At 73.9% G+C, this 15,799-nt stretch carries 16 protein-coding genes; 9 read left to right on the top strand and 7 right to left on the bottom strand.

The genetic code is table 11. The features are described 5' to 3' along the window. Nucleotides 1–343: 343 nt before the first annotated feature. The 6 genes from CWIS_RS00005 to CWIS_RS00035 all read left to right on the top strand — a co-directional run bounded on the left by CWIS_RS00005 (nt 344) and on the right by CWIS_RS00035 (nt 6,145). Nucleotides 344–778 carry a hypothetical protein gene (locus CWIS_RS00005; RefSeq protein WP_048341167.1) on the top strand — a complete coding sequence of 145 codons (435 nt, stop codon included), beginning with the start codon at nt 344–346 and terminating at the stop codon, nt 776–778. 9 nt (nt 779–787) lie between these two features. Next, nucleotides 788–1,768 carry a hypothetical protein gene (locus CWIS_RS00010; protein WP_156186493.1) on the top strand — a complete coding sequence of 327 codons (981 nt, stop codon included), beginning with the start codon at nt 788–790 and terminating at the stop codon, nt 1,766–1,768. A 777-nt stretch (nt 1,769–2,545) separates the two neighbouring features. Then, nucleotides 2,546–3,229 (top strand): hypothetical protein, encoded by a 684-nt coding sequence (locus CWIS_RS00020; RefSeq protein WP_231583614.1) that lies wholly within the window; start codon nt 2,546–2,548, stop codon nt 3,227–3,229. Then, nucleotides 3,229–4,332 (top strand): peptidoglycan-binding protein, encoded by a 1,104-nt coding sequence (locus tag CWIS_RS00025; protein ID WP_048341170.1) that lies wholly within the window; start codon nt 3,229–3,231, stop codon nt 4,330–4,332. Before CWIS_RS00020 ends, CWIS_RS00025 begins: the two co-directional genes overlap by 1 nt. Next, nucleotides 4,329–4,973: an ABC transporter ATP-binding protein gene (locus tag CWIS_RS00030; protein ID WP_048341171.1), complete on the top strand. Its 645-nt coding sequence runs from the start codon at nt 4,329–4,331 to the stop codon at nt 4,971–4,973. The genes CWIS_RS00025 and CWIS_RS00030 overlap by 4 nt, the downstream gene beginning before the upstream one ends. Beyond that, complete coding sequence (locus CWIS_RS00035; protein WP_231583615.1) at nt 4,970–6,145, top strand: FtsX-like permease family protein; 1,176 nt, start codon at nt 4,970–4,972, stop codon at nt 6,143–6,145. Before CWIS_RS00030 ends, CWIS_RS00035 begins: the two co-directional genes overlap by 4 nt. Before the next feature lie 71 nt (nt 6,146–6,216). Here the strand turns inward: CWIS_RS00035 and CWIS_RS00040 are convergent, their stop codons facing one another. The 5 genes from CWIS_RS00040 to CWIS_RS00060 form a co-directional block, all read right to left on the bottom strand. Further along, nucleotides 6,217–6,786, bottom strand: a complete 570-nt coding sequence (locus CWIS_RS00040) for a TetR/AcrR family transcriptional regulator (protein ID WP_082156092.1) — start codon at nt 6,784–6,786, stop codon at nt 6,217–6,219. Continuing rightward, nucleotides 6,779–7,615, bottom strand: coding sequence for an alpha/beta fold hydrolase (locus CWIS_RS00045; protein WP_048341172.1), 837 nt, complete (start codon nt 7,613–7,615; stop codon nt 6,779–6,781). The genes CWIS_RS00040 and CWIS_RS00045 overlap by 8 nt, the downstream gene beginning before the upstream one ends. A 193-nt stretch (nt 7,616–7,808) precedes the next feature. Next, the gene (helR, locus tag CWIS_RS00050; protein ID WP_048341173.1) at nt 7,809–9,989 is read right to left on the bottom strand and encodes an RNA polymerase recycling motor ATPase HelR; all 2,181 of its coding nucleotides are present in this window, start codon (nt 9,987–9,989) and stop codon (nt 7,809–7,811) included. A 186-nt stretch (nt 9,990–10,175) separates the two neighbouring features. Continuing rightward, nucleotides 10,176–10,946, bottom strand: a complete 771-nt coding sequence (locus CWIS_RS00055) for a GTP pyrophosphokinase family protein (RefSeq protein WP_231583616.1) — start codon at nt 10,944–10,946, stop codon at nt 10,176–10,178. An 82-nt stretch (nt 10,947–11,028) separates the two neighbouring features. Next, nucleotides 11,029–11,469, bottom strand: coding sequence for a hypothetical protein (locus tag CWIS_RS00060; RefSeq protein ID WP_048341174.1), 441 nt, complete (start codon nt 11,467–11,469; stop codon nt 11,029–11,031). 253 nt (nt 11,470–11,722) lie between these two features. Between CWIS_RS00060 and CWIS_RS00065 the strand changes: the two genes are divergently transcribed. Both CWIS_RS00065 and CWIS_RS00070 read left to right on the top strand, forming a co-directional pair. Then, nucleotides 11,723–12,340 (top strand): GNAT family N-acetyltransferase, encoded by a 618-nt coding sequence (locus CWIS_RS00065; protein WP_048341175.1) that lies wholly within the window; start codon nt 11,723–11,725, stop codon nt 12,338–12,340. A gap of 215 nt (nt 12,341–12,555) precedes the next feature. After that, on the top strand, nt 12,556–12,855 hold the full coding sequence (locus tag CWIS_RS00070; RefSeq protein WP_048341176.1) for a DUF1540 domain-containing protein: 300 nt from the start codon (nt 12,556–12,558) through the stop codon (nt 12,853–12,855). A gap of 57 nt (nt 12,856–12,912) precedes the next feature. On the opposite strand, the gene CWIS_RS00075 is transcribed toward CWIS_RS00070, so the two are convergent. Together CWIS_RS00075 and CWIS_RS00080 are read right to left on the bottom strand one after the other, a co-directional pair. Beyond that, on the bottom strand, nt 12,913–13,857 hold the full coding sequence (locus CWIS_RS00075) for a phosphotransferase family protein (protein WP_082156094.1): 945 nt from the start codon (nt 13,855–13,857) through the stop codon (nt 12,913–12,915). Nucleotides 13,858–13,959: 102 nt separating this feature from the next. Beyond that, nucleotides 13,960–14,715, bottom strand: a complete 756-nt coding sequence (locus CWIS_RS00080; RefSeq protein ID WP_048341177.1) for a hypothetical protein — start codon at nt 14,713–14,715, stop codon at nt 13,960–13,962. A gap of 173 nt (nt 14,716–14,888) precedes the next feature. Here CWIS_RS00080 and CWIS_RS00085 point away from each other — a divergent pair. Then, the coding region (locus CWIS_RS00085) for a sigma-70 family RNA polymerase sigma factor (protein ID WP_048341178.1) at nt 14,889–15,799 on the top strand (911 nt) is incomplete at its 3' end.

Here is a 15,799-nt window from a genome sequence, read left to right on the forward strand (position 1 = left end):
GGCGGGGCCGGTGGTGGTGGCGGGCGCGCGGGTCGACGTCGCGGACGGCGACGCGAGCGCCTCGTCGTCCCCGTGCGTGCACGACGCCACGAGCAGGGCGACGGCGAACGGGAGGGCAAGGGCTGTGCGCCGCACTCGGGCTCCGAACGTCGGTCGTGGCTCCGGCCGCACCCCGGCCGGACTCGGCGAGTCTAGGCAGGATCTGCACGTCCGAGCGCGTGCGACGACGACGAGCGCGGGGACTGGCCGTCCGATTCATCCTGGTCGCCGGGCGGGTGCGGGAGTACGTTGCGCGTGAGTCGGCGCGCGGGCGCGCCGAGCCCGAGCGACCCGGGGGATCGCCATGGACGACGACCGGTCCAGCACTGCGGACGACGCCGACGAGCACGACCAGCTCCAGATCCGGATCCCCCTGAAGCTCGACGACGCCGGGCGCGCGGTCGTCGAGGTGCGGTCCGCGACTCTCGACCGCGCGGCCGACGAGGTGCAGCTCGTCGTCGTCGACAAGCTCGCGCACCGCACGCTCGACTGGACCGTCGACGCCCAGGAGATCCCCGGCGCAGCCGTCTGGTCCGGGACGAGCTTCGCGGCCCCGGTGATCGCCCGCGAGGTCTCGACGATCCTGAGGTCGGTCCTGCCGCGCTTCTACGAGGACAGGATCGGCGCGTTCTCGACGCCGCCCGCCGCGATCCGCCCCGGCTCGTCTCCCAGCGCGACGGAGGCGGACATGGCGCCCGGGACGCCGCCCGGTCCGGGAGACCCGGGCGGGGATCTCTGAGGGCGTCCGATGGGAGACGTGGTCAAGTCCGTCCTCGGGGGCGGGTGGGGCCTGGTCGTCGGGTGGATCCTGCCCGTGTTCCTCGCCGCGCAGGGCTTCGCCTACGTGATCGCGCGGCTGGCGTTCGTCGACCTCAGCGAGGAGTTCGAGGGGCTGACGTGGGCGTCGCAGCAGCTCGCGCTGCTCGCGGTGGCCGCCGTCCTGGGCCTCGTGCTGGCTGCCGCGCAGGCGCCCCTGTACCGCGTGCTCGAGGGGTACTACCTGGGGTGGCCGTGGCTCGTCGAGCGACGCACGAACGCCCACCGCGCGCGCCGGACCCGCCTGCTGGCGACGTACGAGACGTCGACCGCGGCGGGGCAGGCCGTGCGCGCAGGGCTCGCCTACGAACGCGCCGCGCGCTACCCGGCCGACGAGACGCAGTTCGCCCCGACTCAGCTCGGCAACGCGATCCGGCGGTTCGAGACGTACGCGCGCAACCGGTACCTGCTCGACTCGCAGCTGCTCTGGCACCGGCTCAAGGGCGTGGCGCCGCAGAGCGCGGTCGACGCGATCACCACCGCGCGCGCGAACGTGGACTTCTTCGTCGCGCTCCTGTACGGAGCGGTGGTGCTCGTCGTGGGCGCCGTCGTGGGTCTGGTCGTGACCGGGGACCCGCTGCTGTGGCTCGCGGCGGCGGGGTCGGTCCTCGTCGTCGTCGGTGCGTACCGCCTCGCCGTGCTGGCGACCGACGAGTGGGCGGCCACCGAGTGCGCGATGGTCGACCTGGCGCGCGTGAAGCTCGCCGAGGCGTACGGGGTGACGATCCCCGACGACCTCGCCGACGAACGCGCGATGTGGCGCGTGATCTGCACGTTCGTCCGCCGCCCGTACACCTACTCGGATTCCCGCGGCGTCCCCGCCATGCTCACGCGCTACCGCGCGACGGCTACAGACAAGAACTCGCCATCTGAAGGCCGCGCTGCGTCGAACCGGGCCGACCGCCAGGCGTGAGCGGCGAGAGAAGAACGGCTCCGGATCACTCCGGACGCTGGCAGCCGCAAGGCGCGCAGAGGAGTATCGCCCCGGACGCCTGGACTGCTTGCCCGTACCGGACGCTGAGCGGCAACGGAGAGGGGATTGTGGCGCAGGGGCATGGACTGTCCCGGCCGGGGGACGGGCGAGGGCGCGCAACGACGGGCCGCAGCGAGGAACGCGCTCAGCCCAATCGTTGACCTGCAATGCGGACGCCTGCCACCATATCGGCGAGCGGGGGCGAAAAGTCCGGTGTGAGAGCGCTCTCATGGATCGAGTCTGGGGGGACTTATGCGTTCGAAGAGGAACGTGAGACGGGGCTGGGCCGCACTCGGCGCAAGCCTTGCGCTTGTCATCGGCACGGCAGTGGGCGCATCCGCGTGGACCAACTATGGCGACATCGCATGCACGTCGTCGACCGGATGGCAGATTCACATCAAGAGCTACACGAAGGGTGACCTCCGGCACGAGCTGGTGGCTCCGAGCGGAGCGCTCAGCTACTGGAGGTACCCGAGCAGTTCGTCGTACGTGACCTGGGTGAACAAGACGGGCAAGACTCACGCGACGCAGGTCTCCGTGCTGGCGGACTACTTCTCGTCGGCGAGCCGGTACTGCGGCACCACGTGACCCATCGGGCGCCGGGCGGCCGAGCTTGCCGCCCGGCGCCCCGGACCGGTCGTCGGCCGCTGCAGGACGTGTCTCTGAATCGCCGACAAAGCGTTCGGCTTCGGGCGCGATTCGCAATGGCGGTATGTCTTGGCCAGCGACAAAGGCGGCTCGGTCATTGACAGTGTGAAGGTGAACAAGGGGGCGGGTTTGAGAAGGACCAATGGTCGGCGTGTGCCCGTCGCTTTGGCGTGTGCTGGGGCGACTCTCGGGTTGGTGCTCGTCGTCGGGCTCGGCGCGTGCGCGCAGGACGTCGCCAACGAGCCCCCGGACGTCGAGTGGACCGCGCCGGCGTGGTTCGCCGAGCAGGCGCAGGCCCGGGAAGAGGAGCGACTCGGGTACCAGCGCTGCATGGACGCCAAGGGCTGGGACCGCACCATGATGGAGGGTGGAGGTTCCGTCGAGCCGTTCGTCGCGGAGGACGCGGACGACCGCAGCGAGATCGGACGCTTCGATGAGGACGTCGAGGCATGCCGCGTCGAGCTGGGCCTGCCAGAACCGCACGAGATGACCGCGGACGAGCTCGCGGTGCAGTACGACGCCGAGCTCGACATCGCCCGGTGCCTCGAGCACCTCGGCTTTGAGATCTCCGAGCCGCCGTCGCGCCAGGCCTGGATCGACCGGATGCTCGCGGCCAATCATGACCCCAGCACCGCAGGCGACTTGTGGGCACCGCACAACGAGCTGGCCGAGCGGGCGGTCGCGGGCGAGCAGGACATCGAGCGGCGCCTGGACGAGGCGCAGGCGCAGTGCCCCCAGTACTGGGTGCCGTGATGGGTCGCGCGCGAGCAGCAGCCACCTGGACCGCGATCGCCGTCGTCGCAGCGGGAGCGGGGTTCTGGGCTGGACGGGCGACGTTCGTGCCGCCCGCGCCGGAGGTTGAGTCGAGCGCTCCGGCGCTCGTCACGGTGGCCGACGGGTCGATCGGTTCGGTGCTCGAGCTCGCGGCGACGGTCTCATGGCCGCTCCAGGCGGCGCTGACGAGCCCGGCCGACGGCGTCGTCACGTCGGTCGTCGTCCCGGACGACGCACCCGTGGACCAGGGAGACGTGATCCTGTCGGTGGGGCTCGCGCCAGTGGTCGTCGCGGAGGGCAGCGTGCCTTCCTTCCGCGACCTCGCGGCGGGGAGCAAGGGGGCCGACGTCGCCCAGCTGCAGCGCCTGCTCGTCGACGGGGGACACCTCGACGTCGCACCCGACGGCACGTACGGGCCCAGCACCGTCGCGGCGGTCAGGCGGTGGCAGAAGGCGGTCGGCGCTGAGGTCACGGGGGCGGTCGCTGCGGGCAGCGTCGTCTTCGTGCCCGAGCTGCCGGCGCGACTCACGCTGGCGAGCGGCATCGGCGTCGGCCGGGCGATCGCACGCGGCGCCGACCTCGTGCTGCCCGTGGCGGCGGTTCCCGACGTGACGATTCGTCTCGACGCAGAACGGCGTGCGCAGGCACCGAGCACGGGGCAGGTGGTGCGCGTGGACATCGACGGGACGACCGTCGAGGGCGTCGTCGGTGACTCGACGGTGGCCGCCGAGACCGGTGTGACGACGTGGAGCGTGCACGCTCCCGACGGCAGTCCGTTGTGCGAGAAGCTCTGCCCGGACCTGGCGTACGCCGGTGGTCAGCTCACGTACCCGGCGACGGTGGTCACCGCGCCGGAGGTGGCTGGAGCGGTCGTTCCGCTCGCTGCGCTGGCGACCGCCGCGGACGGCTCGTCGTTCGTCGTCGCGCCCGACGGCGCCCGGGTCGCGGTGGAGATCGAGGCGCAGGACGGCGCGCAGGCGGTCGTCTCGGGCGTCGAGGTGGGAGCGCGCATCCGGCTCTTCGCCGACGAGGGCGGCACGAGCGACGCGGGTGCCGATCCGACCTCCGCCGCGCAACCATGACGGCGAGGCTCACCGCGCGCGGGCTGGGCTTCCGGTACCGCCGGACGGCTCCGCTCGTGATCGGCGACCTGGATCTCGACTTCGCTGCAGGCGCGATCACGACGATCACGGGGGCCTCCGGGCGAGGCAAGTCGACGTTGCTCTACGTGGTCGCAGGCCTGCTGCGCCCCGCGACGGGCCACGTGCTCTGGGACGGTACGCCGCTGGACACGCAGCCTGACGGGCGCCGCGCCCAGTGGCGCGCGGTCACCTCGGGGTTCGTCTTCCAGGACGCGATGCTCGACCCTGCCCGCACCGTGATGGACAACGTGTGCGAGCCGGCGCTCTTCGCTGGGATGGAGCCGCGCCTCGCGCGGCGCCGCGCAGCCGACCTGCTCGAACGGCTGGGCGTCGCGCACCGCGTGGGGCATCGTCCGGGGGAGATCTCCGGGGGTCAGGCACAACGGGTGGCGATGTGCCGGGCCCTGGTGATCGACCCGGCCGTCCTCTACTGCGACGAACCGACGGGCAACCTCGACGACGAGTCGGCGGCCGTCGTGTGGGAGATGCTCGAGGAGACCGCAGCCGACGGCACGACGGTGCTCGTCGCCACGCACGACCAGCGGCTCGCCGCGCAAGCAGATGCGCGAGTCGTGCTGTGACCTCGACCCGGGCGGTACCTTCGGACGCGACGGCGGGCGTCGAGCAGCGCACCCGTGGCGCGCTGACAGGACGTCCCCGCGCGGCTGCCCTCGTGCGGGACGGCGTGCTCACCGCGCGCGCTCAGCCCGTCGCCACCGCGACGGCCGCGCTCGTCGTCGCGCTGGTCACGCTCGTGACCCTGCTCACGACCGGCCGCGCCGCGGCGACGGAGGCCGAGGTGGTCGCGTCCATCGACGCCGTCGGCACGCGGCTGGTCGTCGCCACGGACACCACCGGCGAAGCGGGGATCGACCCCGCGACCGTCGCCGCCATCGCGGAGCTCAGCTCGGTGACGTGGGTGTTCGGGCTCGGCCCGGCGACCGATGTGGAGAACGTCGCCGCTGGGCATGCCGGGCCGGCACCGCTGCGGGCCCTCGTCGGCGGCCTGCCCTCCGACGTCGCGCTTGCCGGGGGCCGGGCTCCGGCGACGCCCGACGAGGTCGTGGTGGGGAGCTCGGCCGCGACCGCGCTGCGGATGCCGGACGTCGCGGGAGCGTTGAGCGACGGTGCGCGACGCTACGCGGCGGTCGGCCTCGTCGAGGGGACCGGCCCGTTGAGCTTCCTCGACGACGGCGCGCTGCGCATGGCCGCGCCCGACGAGGACGTGCCGCTGCGGTACGTCTACGTCCTGGCCGCCTCCGCCACGCACGCGCAGGACGTCGCGGACGCCGTGCGGGCGCTCGTCGTCGCCGACGCGCCGTCGGCCGTCGACGTCTCTGTGTCGAGCGGTGCGCTGGAGCTGCGCGACGTCATCGCCGGGCGGCTCGGAGCCTCGTCGCGGCAGACGATGGCGGGCGTGCTCGGTGTCGGCCTGGTCCTCGTCACCGTCACGATGCTCGGCGCGGTGGCCGGCCGGCGCCGCGACTTCGGGCGCCGGCGCGCGCTGGGTGCCACGCGTTCCGCCGTCGTCTCGCTCGTCCTCGTCCAGTCGTCGTGCGCCGGGCTGGCGGGCGCAGTGCTCGGGGCCGCGAGCGGGCTCGCGGTCCTGAGCGCCACCGGTGTCGCCTGGCCGACCGCGCAGTTCGTCGCCGGCGTCATGGTGCTCGCCGCGCTGGTGACGCTCGTCGGCTCCGTCCCGCCCGCCGTCGCGGCGGCGCGGGCCGACCCGGTCCGCATCCTGCGCGTCCCGTAGGCCGTCACGAGCTCCGCGCGTCGGCCCGCGCAGACCGGCAGTCTGCCGGACGCGTTCGGACGGGGTGCGGACTAGGTGCTCGTGGTGCGCAGGGCGCGGTCGGCGGCGTCGACGAGCCAGGTGAAGCTCTCGTCGAGGTCGGTGGCGAGCTGGAACCCGCCCGCGGCCTCGAGGACGGCGAAGCCGTGGAACAGGCTGCGCAGCATCCGCAGCGCGTGGACGGTGTCCTCGGGGGCGACGGGGTAGCCGACCAGCACCGCGGACAGCGAGTCGAGCACGCGTGCGCCGGCGGCGACGAGCTGCTCGTCGGGCTCGTCGGCGTCGATGCGGACCGTGGCGGAGTAGCGGCCGGGGTGCGCGACGGCGTAGCTGCGGATCGCGCGGGCGGCGGCGGCCAGTGCGTCCTTGCCCGCGCGGCCCTGCAGCGCGTCGCGCAGCGCTCCGCCGAGCTCGGTGAGCGCGAGCACGGCGACGCGCCGGTTGAGGTCGCCCTGGCCGTCGACGTGCTTGTACAGGGACGGGGCGCGCACGCCGAGGCGTTCGGCGAGCACGCTCATGGTGACGTGGGCGAGCCCGACCTCGTCGGCCAGGCTGGCGGCTGCTGCGACGACGACCTGCGGGTCCAGCCCGGCCCTAGGCACGCGCGTGCGCCCGCGCGAAGGAGAGCACCAGGGCGGCGGTCTCGTCGGGGAACTGCGTGTGCGGGTAGTGCCCGGCGCCCTCGATGACCTCGACCCGGCCGAGCCCGGCGGGCATCGCGGCGACGACAGCCTCGCCCTCGGCTCGCGGGTCCGCCCAGTCCGGGTCCAGCGAGCCCTCGACGACGAGCGCGGGGCAGGTGATGTGGGCGAGCTGCGCGCCCGCGTCGACCGGCGCGGACTGGCCCATGCGCCGCATCGCGCGCATGCGCCCCGGCTCCCGCAGGTTCGCGGCGATCCACGCGAGCTGCGCGTCCCAGTCGGCCGGACGGCGACCCGGGTAGGCCACGTCGAGGTACTTGTGCCACCACGCGACGCTGCCCAGCAGGCCGGTCATCATCAGTCGCGTCATCCCGGTCCGGTACCGCGCGACCCGCAGGTCGCCGAGCCGCACGGACTGCCGCCGGGTGAACGGCGCGAGCTCGACGATCCCGGCGACGAGCTCGGGCGCCTGCGCCGCGGCGATGGTCACGGCACCGCCGGACAGCGAGTGCCCGACGAGGACCGCGGGGCCGCCGCCGAGGTGCCGGACGAGCGCGAGCAGGTCACCCGCGACAGCCGTACGGCTGTAGGTGGGCCACGTGGCGGTGGACTCGCCGCAGCCCCGCAGGTCGAGCGCCGCGACCCGGTAACCGGCGGCCACCAGCCGGGGTGCCACGAAGCGGTAGGCGGCGCGGCTGTCACCCATGCCGTGGGCGAGCACGACGAGCGGGCCCGTCCCGGTGACGTCATAGGCGAGCGTGCCGCCGTCGACGACGAGGCACTCGGTCATCCCGACCTCCTTTGGCTAAGACCATTAGCCCTAAAGCTAACGCCCGTAGCCGCCTCGGTCAACCCCTCGCCGACGAGGTCGCCCCGCCGTCCACGCCCCGCCACCCGTTTGTGGGTGGAGAAACGCCCGCCTGGCGACGCTTTCTCCACCCACAACGCCCGATCACCGGGGCGCCGCGCGACACGTGTCGGGGTCAGGTGAGGATCACGAGCTCGCGCGTGGCGCGGGTCATCGCGACGTACCGGTCCACCGCCCTCTCGATGCCCGTCGCGTCCGCGTCCTCGGCTCCCGTGCCGGCGGAGGACGAGCCGGGCGACGACGGCTCGACCAGCACCACGAGGTCGAACTCGAGGCCCTTCGCGAGCTCGGGGGTCAGCGACCGCACGCGCGGGGAGTCCGGGAACGTGGGGTCGCCGATCACGCACGCGAGCCCCTCGTCGTGGGACTCGAGCCACGACGCGACGATCGCCGTCAGGTCCCGCACCGAACCGTGCGCGACGGGCAGGCCGGTGCTGCGCACGGACGTCGGCACGTTCGCGTCGGGGAGGACCGCGCGGATCACCGGCTCGGCGTGCGCCATGACCTCGGCGGGCGTGCGGTAGTTGATGCCCAGCGACGCGATCGTCACCTGGCTCAGCCCGACGCGCGCGAGCCGCTCGGCCCACGACGAGGTGAAGCCGTGCCGGGCCTGCGCACGGTCGCCGACGATCGTCAGGCTCCGCGACGGGCACCGCGCGAGCAGCATGTGCCACTGCGCGTCGGTGAGCTCCTGCGCCTCGTCGACGACGACGTGCGCGAACGGCCCCGCGAGCGTGTCGGCCTCCGCGGCCGGCAGCGCGGCCTCGTCGACGAGCGCGTCGCGCAGGTCGCCGAGCTTGAGCATGCTCATGACCTGCAGCTCGGAGTCGTCGGACTCGACCAGACGGTCGACGACGTCGTCCATGTAGGCGCGGTCGGCGGCCTCGGTCGCGGACGCGCGTCGCCGACGGGCCGAGGCCCCTGCGTCGCCCAGCCGCCGGCGGGCGGCGTCGAGCAGCGGCAGGTCCTCGAGCGTCCACGCGGTCGGGTCGTCGCGTTGCAGTAGCGCGACCTCGTCGGGTGTCAGCCCTGGCGCGCACCGGCGCAGGTAGGCGGGGACGGACCACAGGTCCGCGACGAGCTCGGGCGCCTCGAGCAGCGGCCACGCGCGGTGCAGCGCGCCGACGAGGTCGCGGTCGCGGGCCAGTGCCGCGCGCAGGCGGTCCTCGGGCACCTCGTCGTCGCCCACCTTGGCGACCAGGATCTCGACGAGCTCGTCCCAGACCTGGTCGCGCGCCTCGTTGTGCGGCGTGCCGGGCTCGGGCGCGTCGAACGCGTCGGCCCAGTCCGACGGGCTCAGCCACAGGTCGACCCACGGCGTCTCGACGAGCAGGCCCTCGCGCGGCGGCCGTTCGGAGAACTGCACGGCAGGCTCGATCGCCCGCACCAGCCCGGCCGACGCCTTGAGCCGCGCGACTGCCGGGTCGCTCTCGGGCACGGCCGACGAGCCCTCGGGCACCAGGTCGCGCAGCGTGCACGTGCGCACGCCCTCCTCGCCCAGGCTGGGCAGCACGTCGGACACGTAGTCGAGGTACGGCTGGTGCGGCCCGACGAACAGCAGGCCGCCGCGCCGGTGCCCGAGCCGCGGGTCGGAGTACAGCAGGTACGCCGCGCGGTGCAGTGCCACCACGGTCTTGCCGGTCCCGGGACCGCCGTCGACGACGAGCGCGCCCCGCGACCCCGCGCGGATGATCGCGTCCTGATCCGCCTGGATCGTCCCGAGCACGTCGCGCATCTGCGCGGACCGGGCGCCGCCGAGCGACGCGAGGAACGCGGACTGGTCATCGAGCGCCGCGCGGTGCTCGAGCCCCTCGGGCGTGAACACCTCGTCCCAGTAGTCGGTGACCCGGCCGGCGGTCCACCGGTACCGGCGTCGGCTGACCAGGCCCATGGGGTGCGCGTGCGTCGCGCCGAAGAACGGCTCGGCGGCGGGTGAGCGCCAGTCGACGAGCAGGCGGCGACCGTCGGCGTCGGTCAGCCCGAGGCGCCCGACGTACACGGCCTCGTCGTCGGCGCCGACCGCGCGCCCGAGGCACAGGTCGAGGCCGAACCGACGCAGCAGGTGCAGCCGTGCGGTGAGCCGGTGCACCTCCTGGTCGCGCTCGAGGGCGGCCGTGCCGCCACGGCCGGGTGCCTTGCGCGCGGCGGCGAGCCGCTGGGTGAGGTCGTCGAGCTGGTGCTCGAGGGTCGTCGCGATCGCCGCGAAGTGCTGCTCGTCGCGGTCGATCGACGCCGGGTCGGCCTTGGCGGCGAGCCGCTCGGGCAGGTCGAAGGCGGTGGTGGGGAGAACCGGCACGTCATCAGCTCCGTGGGGTCGCGCGCGCCCGGTGCGCACGCGACGGGGTCGCGAGGCCGACGATTCTGCGCCGCGACGGGGGCCTTGCCGCAAGACCCCCCGTGAGCTATACCTTGAAAGTGGAGAGCACCGCGGTGCTCTCCTTCTTCATGCCGGCCCGGAGCTCCCGCCGGCCTCGTGGCCGGCTCAGTCGGTGGTCACCGGCGGGACGATCTCGACCGTCGGCGGCCGGACCTCGTCGCGCAGCCGGCCCATGCGGGCGTCGAGCTCGGTCGCGACCCGCGCCGCGTCGTCGAGCTCGGCCGCGAGGTGCGCGGGCATCGCCGAGCGGTACTTGTACGACAGCTTGTGCTCGACGCTCGCCCAGAAGTCCATCGCGATCGTGCGGATCTGCACCTCGACGGGCACCTGCTCGACGTGCTGCGACAGGAACACGGGCACCTCGACGATGAGGTGCAGCGACCGGTACCCGTTCGCCTTGGGCTGGGCGATGTAGTCCTTGGTCTGCAGCAGGCGCAGGTCGGGCTGCGCGCTGAGCATCTGCGCGATCCAGTAGACGTCGGAGACGAAGCTGCAGGTCACGCGGATCCCCGCGATGTCGCGGATCTCCGCGCGGATCGCCGGGATCTCGAGCGCCACGCCACGCCGCAGCGACTTCTCGAGCAGGCTCTCCGCGGACTTCAGCCGCGTCCGCACGTGCTCGATCGGGCTGTAGTCGTGGATCGACTCGAACTCCTGGCGCAGGATGTGGATCTTGGTCGAGACCTCGTCGATGCCGAACTGGTAGTACTTCAGGAGCTTGACGACCTCGTCGCGCAGCGCGCGCGAGCGGGTCAGCAGCGCCTCGGCCTCGTCGAGGTCGGCGGCCGTGACGTCGGTCCGGGCGCTCGCCATGTGCGCGACCAGTCGCCGCTCGAGGTCGTGCAACGGCCGCCCCGGGGCCGTGTCGTCGATCATGTGCTGGTGCCTCCCGTCGGCCTCCACCGTAACGAGGCCCGGGACGACGACCGTGGGACCGGTCGGCCCCGGCAGCCAGGGGTCAGCCGCAGTAGTCGCAGATCCCGGTGCCGGGCAGCGTCATCGAGCAGGTCGGGCAGATCGGGGCGACGCGCTCCGGCGCCGCCGTGCTGCGGCGCGTGGTGGCCGCGCGCGTGGTCGCCTTGGCACGGGCCGACGAGCGGGCGGCCGCACGCACGGCCGCGGTCGGCTCGGTGACCTCGAACCCGCGCTTGCGCACGAGCGTGGTCGCCGCGTTCAGGCTCGCCGTGATCTCGTTCGCGGGCGCGATCCGGCCCGTCGCGAAGCGGTGGGCGACGCCCAGGATCGCGGGCATGTCGTACGTCGTGCCCCCGTGCTCGATCGTGTAGTCGCCGTTGGCCGTGTAGCCGTACACGCCGAGGAAGTCGTCGCGGCCGCGGGTGTCGTACTCCGCGATCGCCTGAAGGATGTGCTGACGCGTCACGCCGGAGAAGGTGGCCACCTGTCGAGCCTACGTCTCCCGCAGGCGGCTCCGAGCGGTCGGACGTGTGTGATTGCCCGCTCGCACGTGTTCGGGCCGGGTCTGGACCTCGGTGGCAGATCCGACATCGGACGTTCGTCACATCCCTCAGTCCTTTCGGTTGGAGCATCGCCGCCGATGCGTAGGCCCGAAGGCCCATGTGCGAACCGGACATCGCACGGGACCATCGCAAGGTGGACAAGCGTCCAGGAATCACGTGGAACGGAGCGAGCGGGTGACGGTGCTGGGTGCGGCGACGAGCGCCGACCTTCCCGACGTCGCCTGCGTGCTGGGTGAGGCGTTCGAGGACGACCCCGTGATCGTCAGCATCGTGGGCCCCGGCGCCGCGCGCCGTGAGCGCGCCACCCACCTCTTCAACGCACTCCTGCGCGCGGAGCACGGCAACGGCGTCGTCGTCGACGTCGCGCGCGACACCTCGGGTGCGCTGCTCGGCGCCGCGGTGTGGGAGGAGCCGGACGGCCAGGGCGCGAGCCTGCCCGCGCTGTTCGCCCAGGCGGGGACGTTCGTCCGCGCGGTCGGCGTCCTCGGCATCCCGCGCGCGCTCGCGACCCGCTCGGCGCTCGCCCGCTACCGCCCGGACCGACCCCACTGGTACCTCGGCCAGATCGGCGTCGCGTCGTCGGTCCGCGGGACCGGCGTGGGGTCGCACCTGCTCGCGCACCGGCTGCGCCAGGTGGACGACTCATGCGCCGGCTCCTACCTCGAGTCGTCGACCGAGCGGAACCGCGCGCTCTACCTGCGGCACGGGTTCGCGTCGCACGGCGTGATCGAGGGCGTCCCGGACGCGGCGCCCGTCGCGATGTGGCGAGCCCCGGTGGGCGTCCGCGCCTGAGCCTGGCAGCCGCGCGAGGCGGCGCGACGCGCTGACCTCTCGTGGAGCGTCCACGCCCTGCATTACGCAACGATCGCGTGCCCAAAAAAGGTCCCTGACCTGCGGGATCGAGTCGCTCGCGGGTGGTGGCGCGATCCGCGTGCCGGGTCTACCGTCGAACGAACGAGCCCTCGGATCCGCTCTCCCGACGTGGATCACCAACCCGGAGGTGCACCATGACCGACCTCGTGGACCTGCCCGCCATCGCCGAGTGCTCGGTGGCCGGCTGCTCCTACAACGACCACTCGCACTGTCACGCCGCGGCGATCACGGTCGGCGGCGGGAGTGGCGACGCGCAGTGCACCACGTTCATCCCGCTCACCGTCAAGGGCGGCCTGGACAAGGTCCTCAGCCACGTCGGTGCGTGCCAGCGTCCCGACTGCACGCACAACTCGCACCTCGAGTGCACCGCGGACTCGATCCGCGTCGGCGGCGGTCACGACCTGGCCGACTGCCTCACCTTCGCCCCCCGCTGACGCGCGCCCGCTGACCCGCGGAACGACCCGCGGGCCGACGACCTGCGGGTCGACGCGTCAGGACGCGACGCGGATCAGGTCGCGGACCAGCTCGCCGGCCTCCTCGACCAGCTCACGCTCGCCCGTGACCAGGCCCGGGTCGGCGCGGCGGGTCCGTGTGGCCTCCTCGAGCGCGTCGATCGGGGAGACCGCGCTGCGCACGAGGAACGCTGCGAGCAGCGCGCGGGCTGCGTGGGAGTAGTCGCCACCGGCGTCGACGGCGACCTCGGCCAGGATCAGCGCCGAGAGCGCGACGTCGAGCTCGGCGGTCCCGGCGCGCGCGTTCGCCCAGTCGACGAGCGTCGGGCCGCGCGTGTCCGAGAGCACCACGTTGCCCGGGTGCAGGTCGAGGTGGACGACGACCGGCCCGGTGGGCACGAACGGCCACTGCGACTCGTCGACCGGGGCGTCGGGAGCGGGCGGGATCGCGTGCAGCTGCTCATGCAGGTCCACGAGGATCTGGGCCGCGTCGCCGATCGCCACCTCGCCGGCCGCGAGCGCCTGCAGCAGCGTCGGCCCGTGCAGACGCTCCATGAGCAGGTTGGGCCCCTCGCTCAGGTAGACCGCCGGGACGGGGAAGCCGTGCGCGGCGACGTGCCGCAGGATCCGTGCCTCGTGCGCGGCGTCGTGGTTGCCGCGGTAGCGCCGCAGGACGTAGTCGTCGTCGAGCGCGAAGACGTCGGCGCTCGAGCCGTTCGCGAGCAGGGGGCCGGGGTCGTCGAGCGTCAGCACGCTCGCGTCCGGCACGGGCCGCGGGAGGCGGTTGGCGGCGTGCGCGCTGACAACGTGCGGGCCGGTCGCGTGCGGTTCGGTGCGGGGGCTCAGGGTGTCCGGAGCGTCAGCCGCCTTGTGCTCGTTCTGCCGCGGGAGCGGGTTCGGCGCCGGGGTCGCCGCCGCGTCGTCGCCCGCTGCCCCGTGGGGTTGCGGGGCAGGGTCGTGCGGGGCGAGGCCGGACGGGGTCATGCATCGAACATAACCCCGGTTCTGGGTGGATGCACCCGTCGAGGGGGTCGCGTGATCGCGACACGCCGGGGCCGGTGCGTGACAATCCCCGCCGCCGCGGTCTCAGGGCCGGGCGAGCTGCGCCAGGCGCTGGGTGGCGTGCGCGTGCGTCGCGGGCAGCGGCTCGACCCAGCAGCGCAGCGGCCGTCGGGTCACGTCCCCCAGTCCCAGTCCGGAGGCGTGCTCGTCGACGAGCACGCGCAGCCGTGCGGTCGGATCGTCGTGCGGCTCGTCGTCCCCCAGCAGCACGACGAACACGCCGCTGCCGAGGCTCGCCATCGCCCGAGCCGGCCCGAACACCTCGCGCAGCGAGGCGCCGACCGCCGCCGAGCGGGCGATCCGGCTCAGGCCGTCGGGGGTGCCCGCGGCGACGTCGACCACGAGCAGCCGGCCCGTCGGACCGTCGTCGGGGTAGCACTCCGCGAGGCGCAGGCGCAGGTAGTCCGCGGCCGGCAGCCCGGAGCCCGCATCGAGCCCCAGCGCGAGCGCGACCCCGCCCGCCTGGGCGTCGGCCCACCCCGTGCACAGCGCGCGGAGCACCTCTAGCGGAGGCTCGGCGCCGGTCGTCGTGCGGTACAGGCACGCGAGGTCGTCGATCGTCTCGGCGACGCCCACGCCCGCGTCGCCACGCGCGAAGCCGAGCCGGGCCGCGGCGGGCTCGGCCTCGTCGTGCAGCAGCAGGGCCATCGCGAGCTCGTCGACGGCGGGGTGGGACCAGTCGGAGGGGCGGCGCCACACGGAGGCGACGCTCTCGTCCCGCCACCGCTCGAGCAGGCGCGACGGCTGGCTGGGCAGCAAGGGTCCGGTCTCGGTCGTCACGTGCGATGAGAGGGGACGCCCGACGAGGTGTGACGCGGGTTCGCAACGTTTCACCCGGTCGGAGCACCTAGCGGGGTGGCCTGGGGGTTTCCTGCGGGTCCGTGAGGTATGTCACCCTGGTACCGGTTCGCGGCGGGAGGCCGCGCGGACCGGCGACCGAGGACGGGGTACGGGTGGAGGCGCAGGCGGCTGTCGCGCGCAGCGACGCGGAGCTGATCAGTGCCGCGCGCGCGGGTGACGAGAGCGGCTTCGCGGGCCTGTACGAGCGGCACGCGGCCGCCGCCACGGTCGTCGCCCGCCGGTACACCGACGACCACGCAGACGCCGACGACGTCGTCGCGGACGCGTTCACTGCCGTCTACTCCGCGCTGCGTCGCGGCAACGGTCCCGACGAGGCGTTCCGCGCCTACCTGTTCACGGTCGTCCGCCGGACCGCGAGCGCCCGCCGCGACGTGCTGCATCGCGTCCGCCCGACCGACGACCTCGCGACGCTCGAGGCCGGGACCGCGCTCGCGGGCACCGCCGAGGATCCCACGCTCGAGGGGTTCGAGCGTGGCGTCGTCGCGCGCGCGTTCCACTCCCTGCCCGAGCGCTGGCAGGCGGTGCTGTGGCACACCGAGGTCGAGGGCCTGACCCCGGCCGAGGTCGCGCCGGTGCTCGGCCTGACCGCCAACGGGGTCGCGGCCCTGGCCTACCGCGCGCGCGAGGGCCTGCGTCAGGCGTACCTGCAGCAGCACCTGCGTGACCCGCTCGATGACGGGTGCCGCAGCGTCGCCGGGTCGCTCGGCGCCTACGTGCGCGGCGGGCTCGGGACGCGCGAGAGCGGGAAGGTCGAGACGCACCTCGAGGGCTGCGGCGAGTGCCGGGCGCTGCTGCTCGAGCTCGGCGACGTCAACCACGGCATGCGCGCGGTCATCGCGCCGCTCGTGCTGGGCATCGCGGGGCTCGGCGCGCTTTCCTCCGCGCTCCCGATCGGCGGGGGTGCGCTGGTCGGTGCGGCCGCCGCCGCGGGCGCAGGCAGCGCGGGCTCGTCGGGTGGCGCGAGCGGAGGCGCCGCCGCGGCCGGGGGAGGCGCGGCCGGTGC

The organism is Cellulomonas sp. A375-1 (assembly GCF_001040865.1).
Classification (GTDB): domain Bacteria; phylum Actinomycetota; class Actinomycetes; order Actinomycetales; family Cellulomonadaceae; genus Cellulomonas; species Cellulomonas gelida.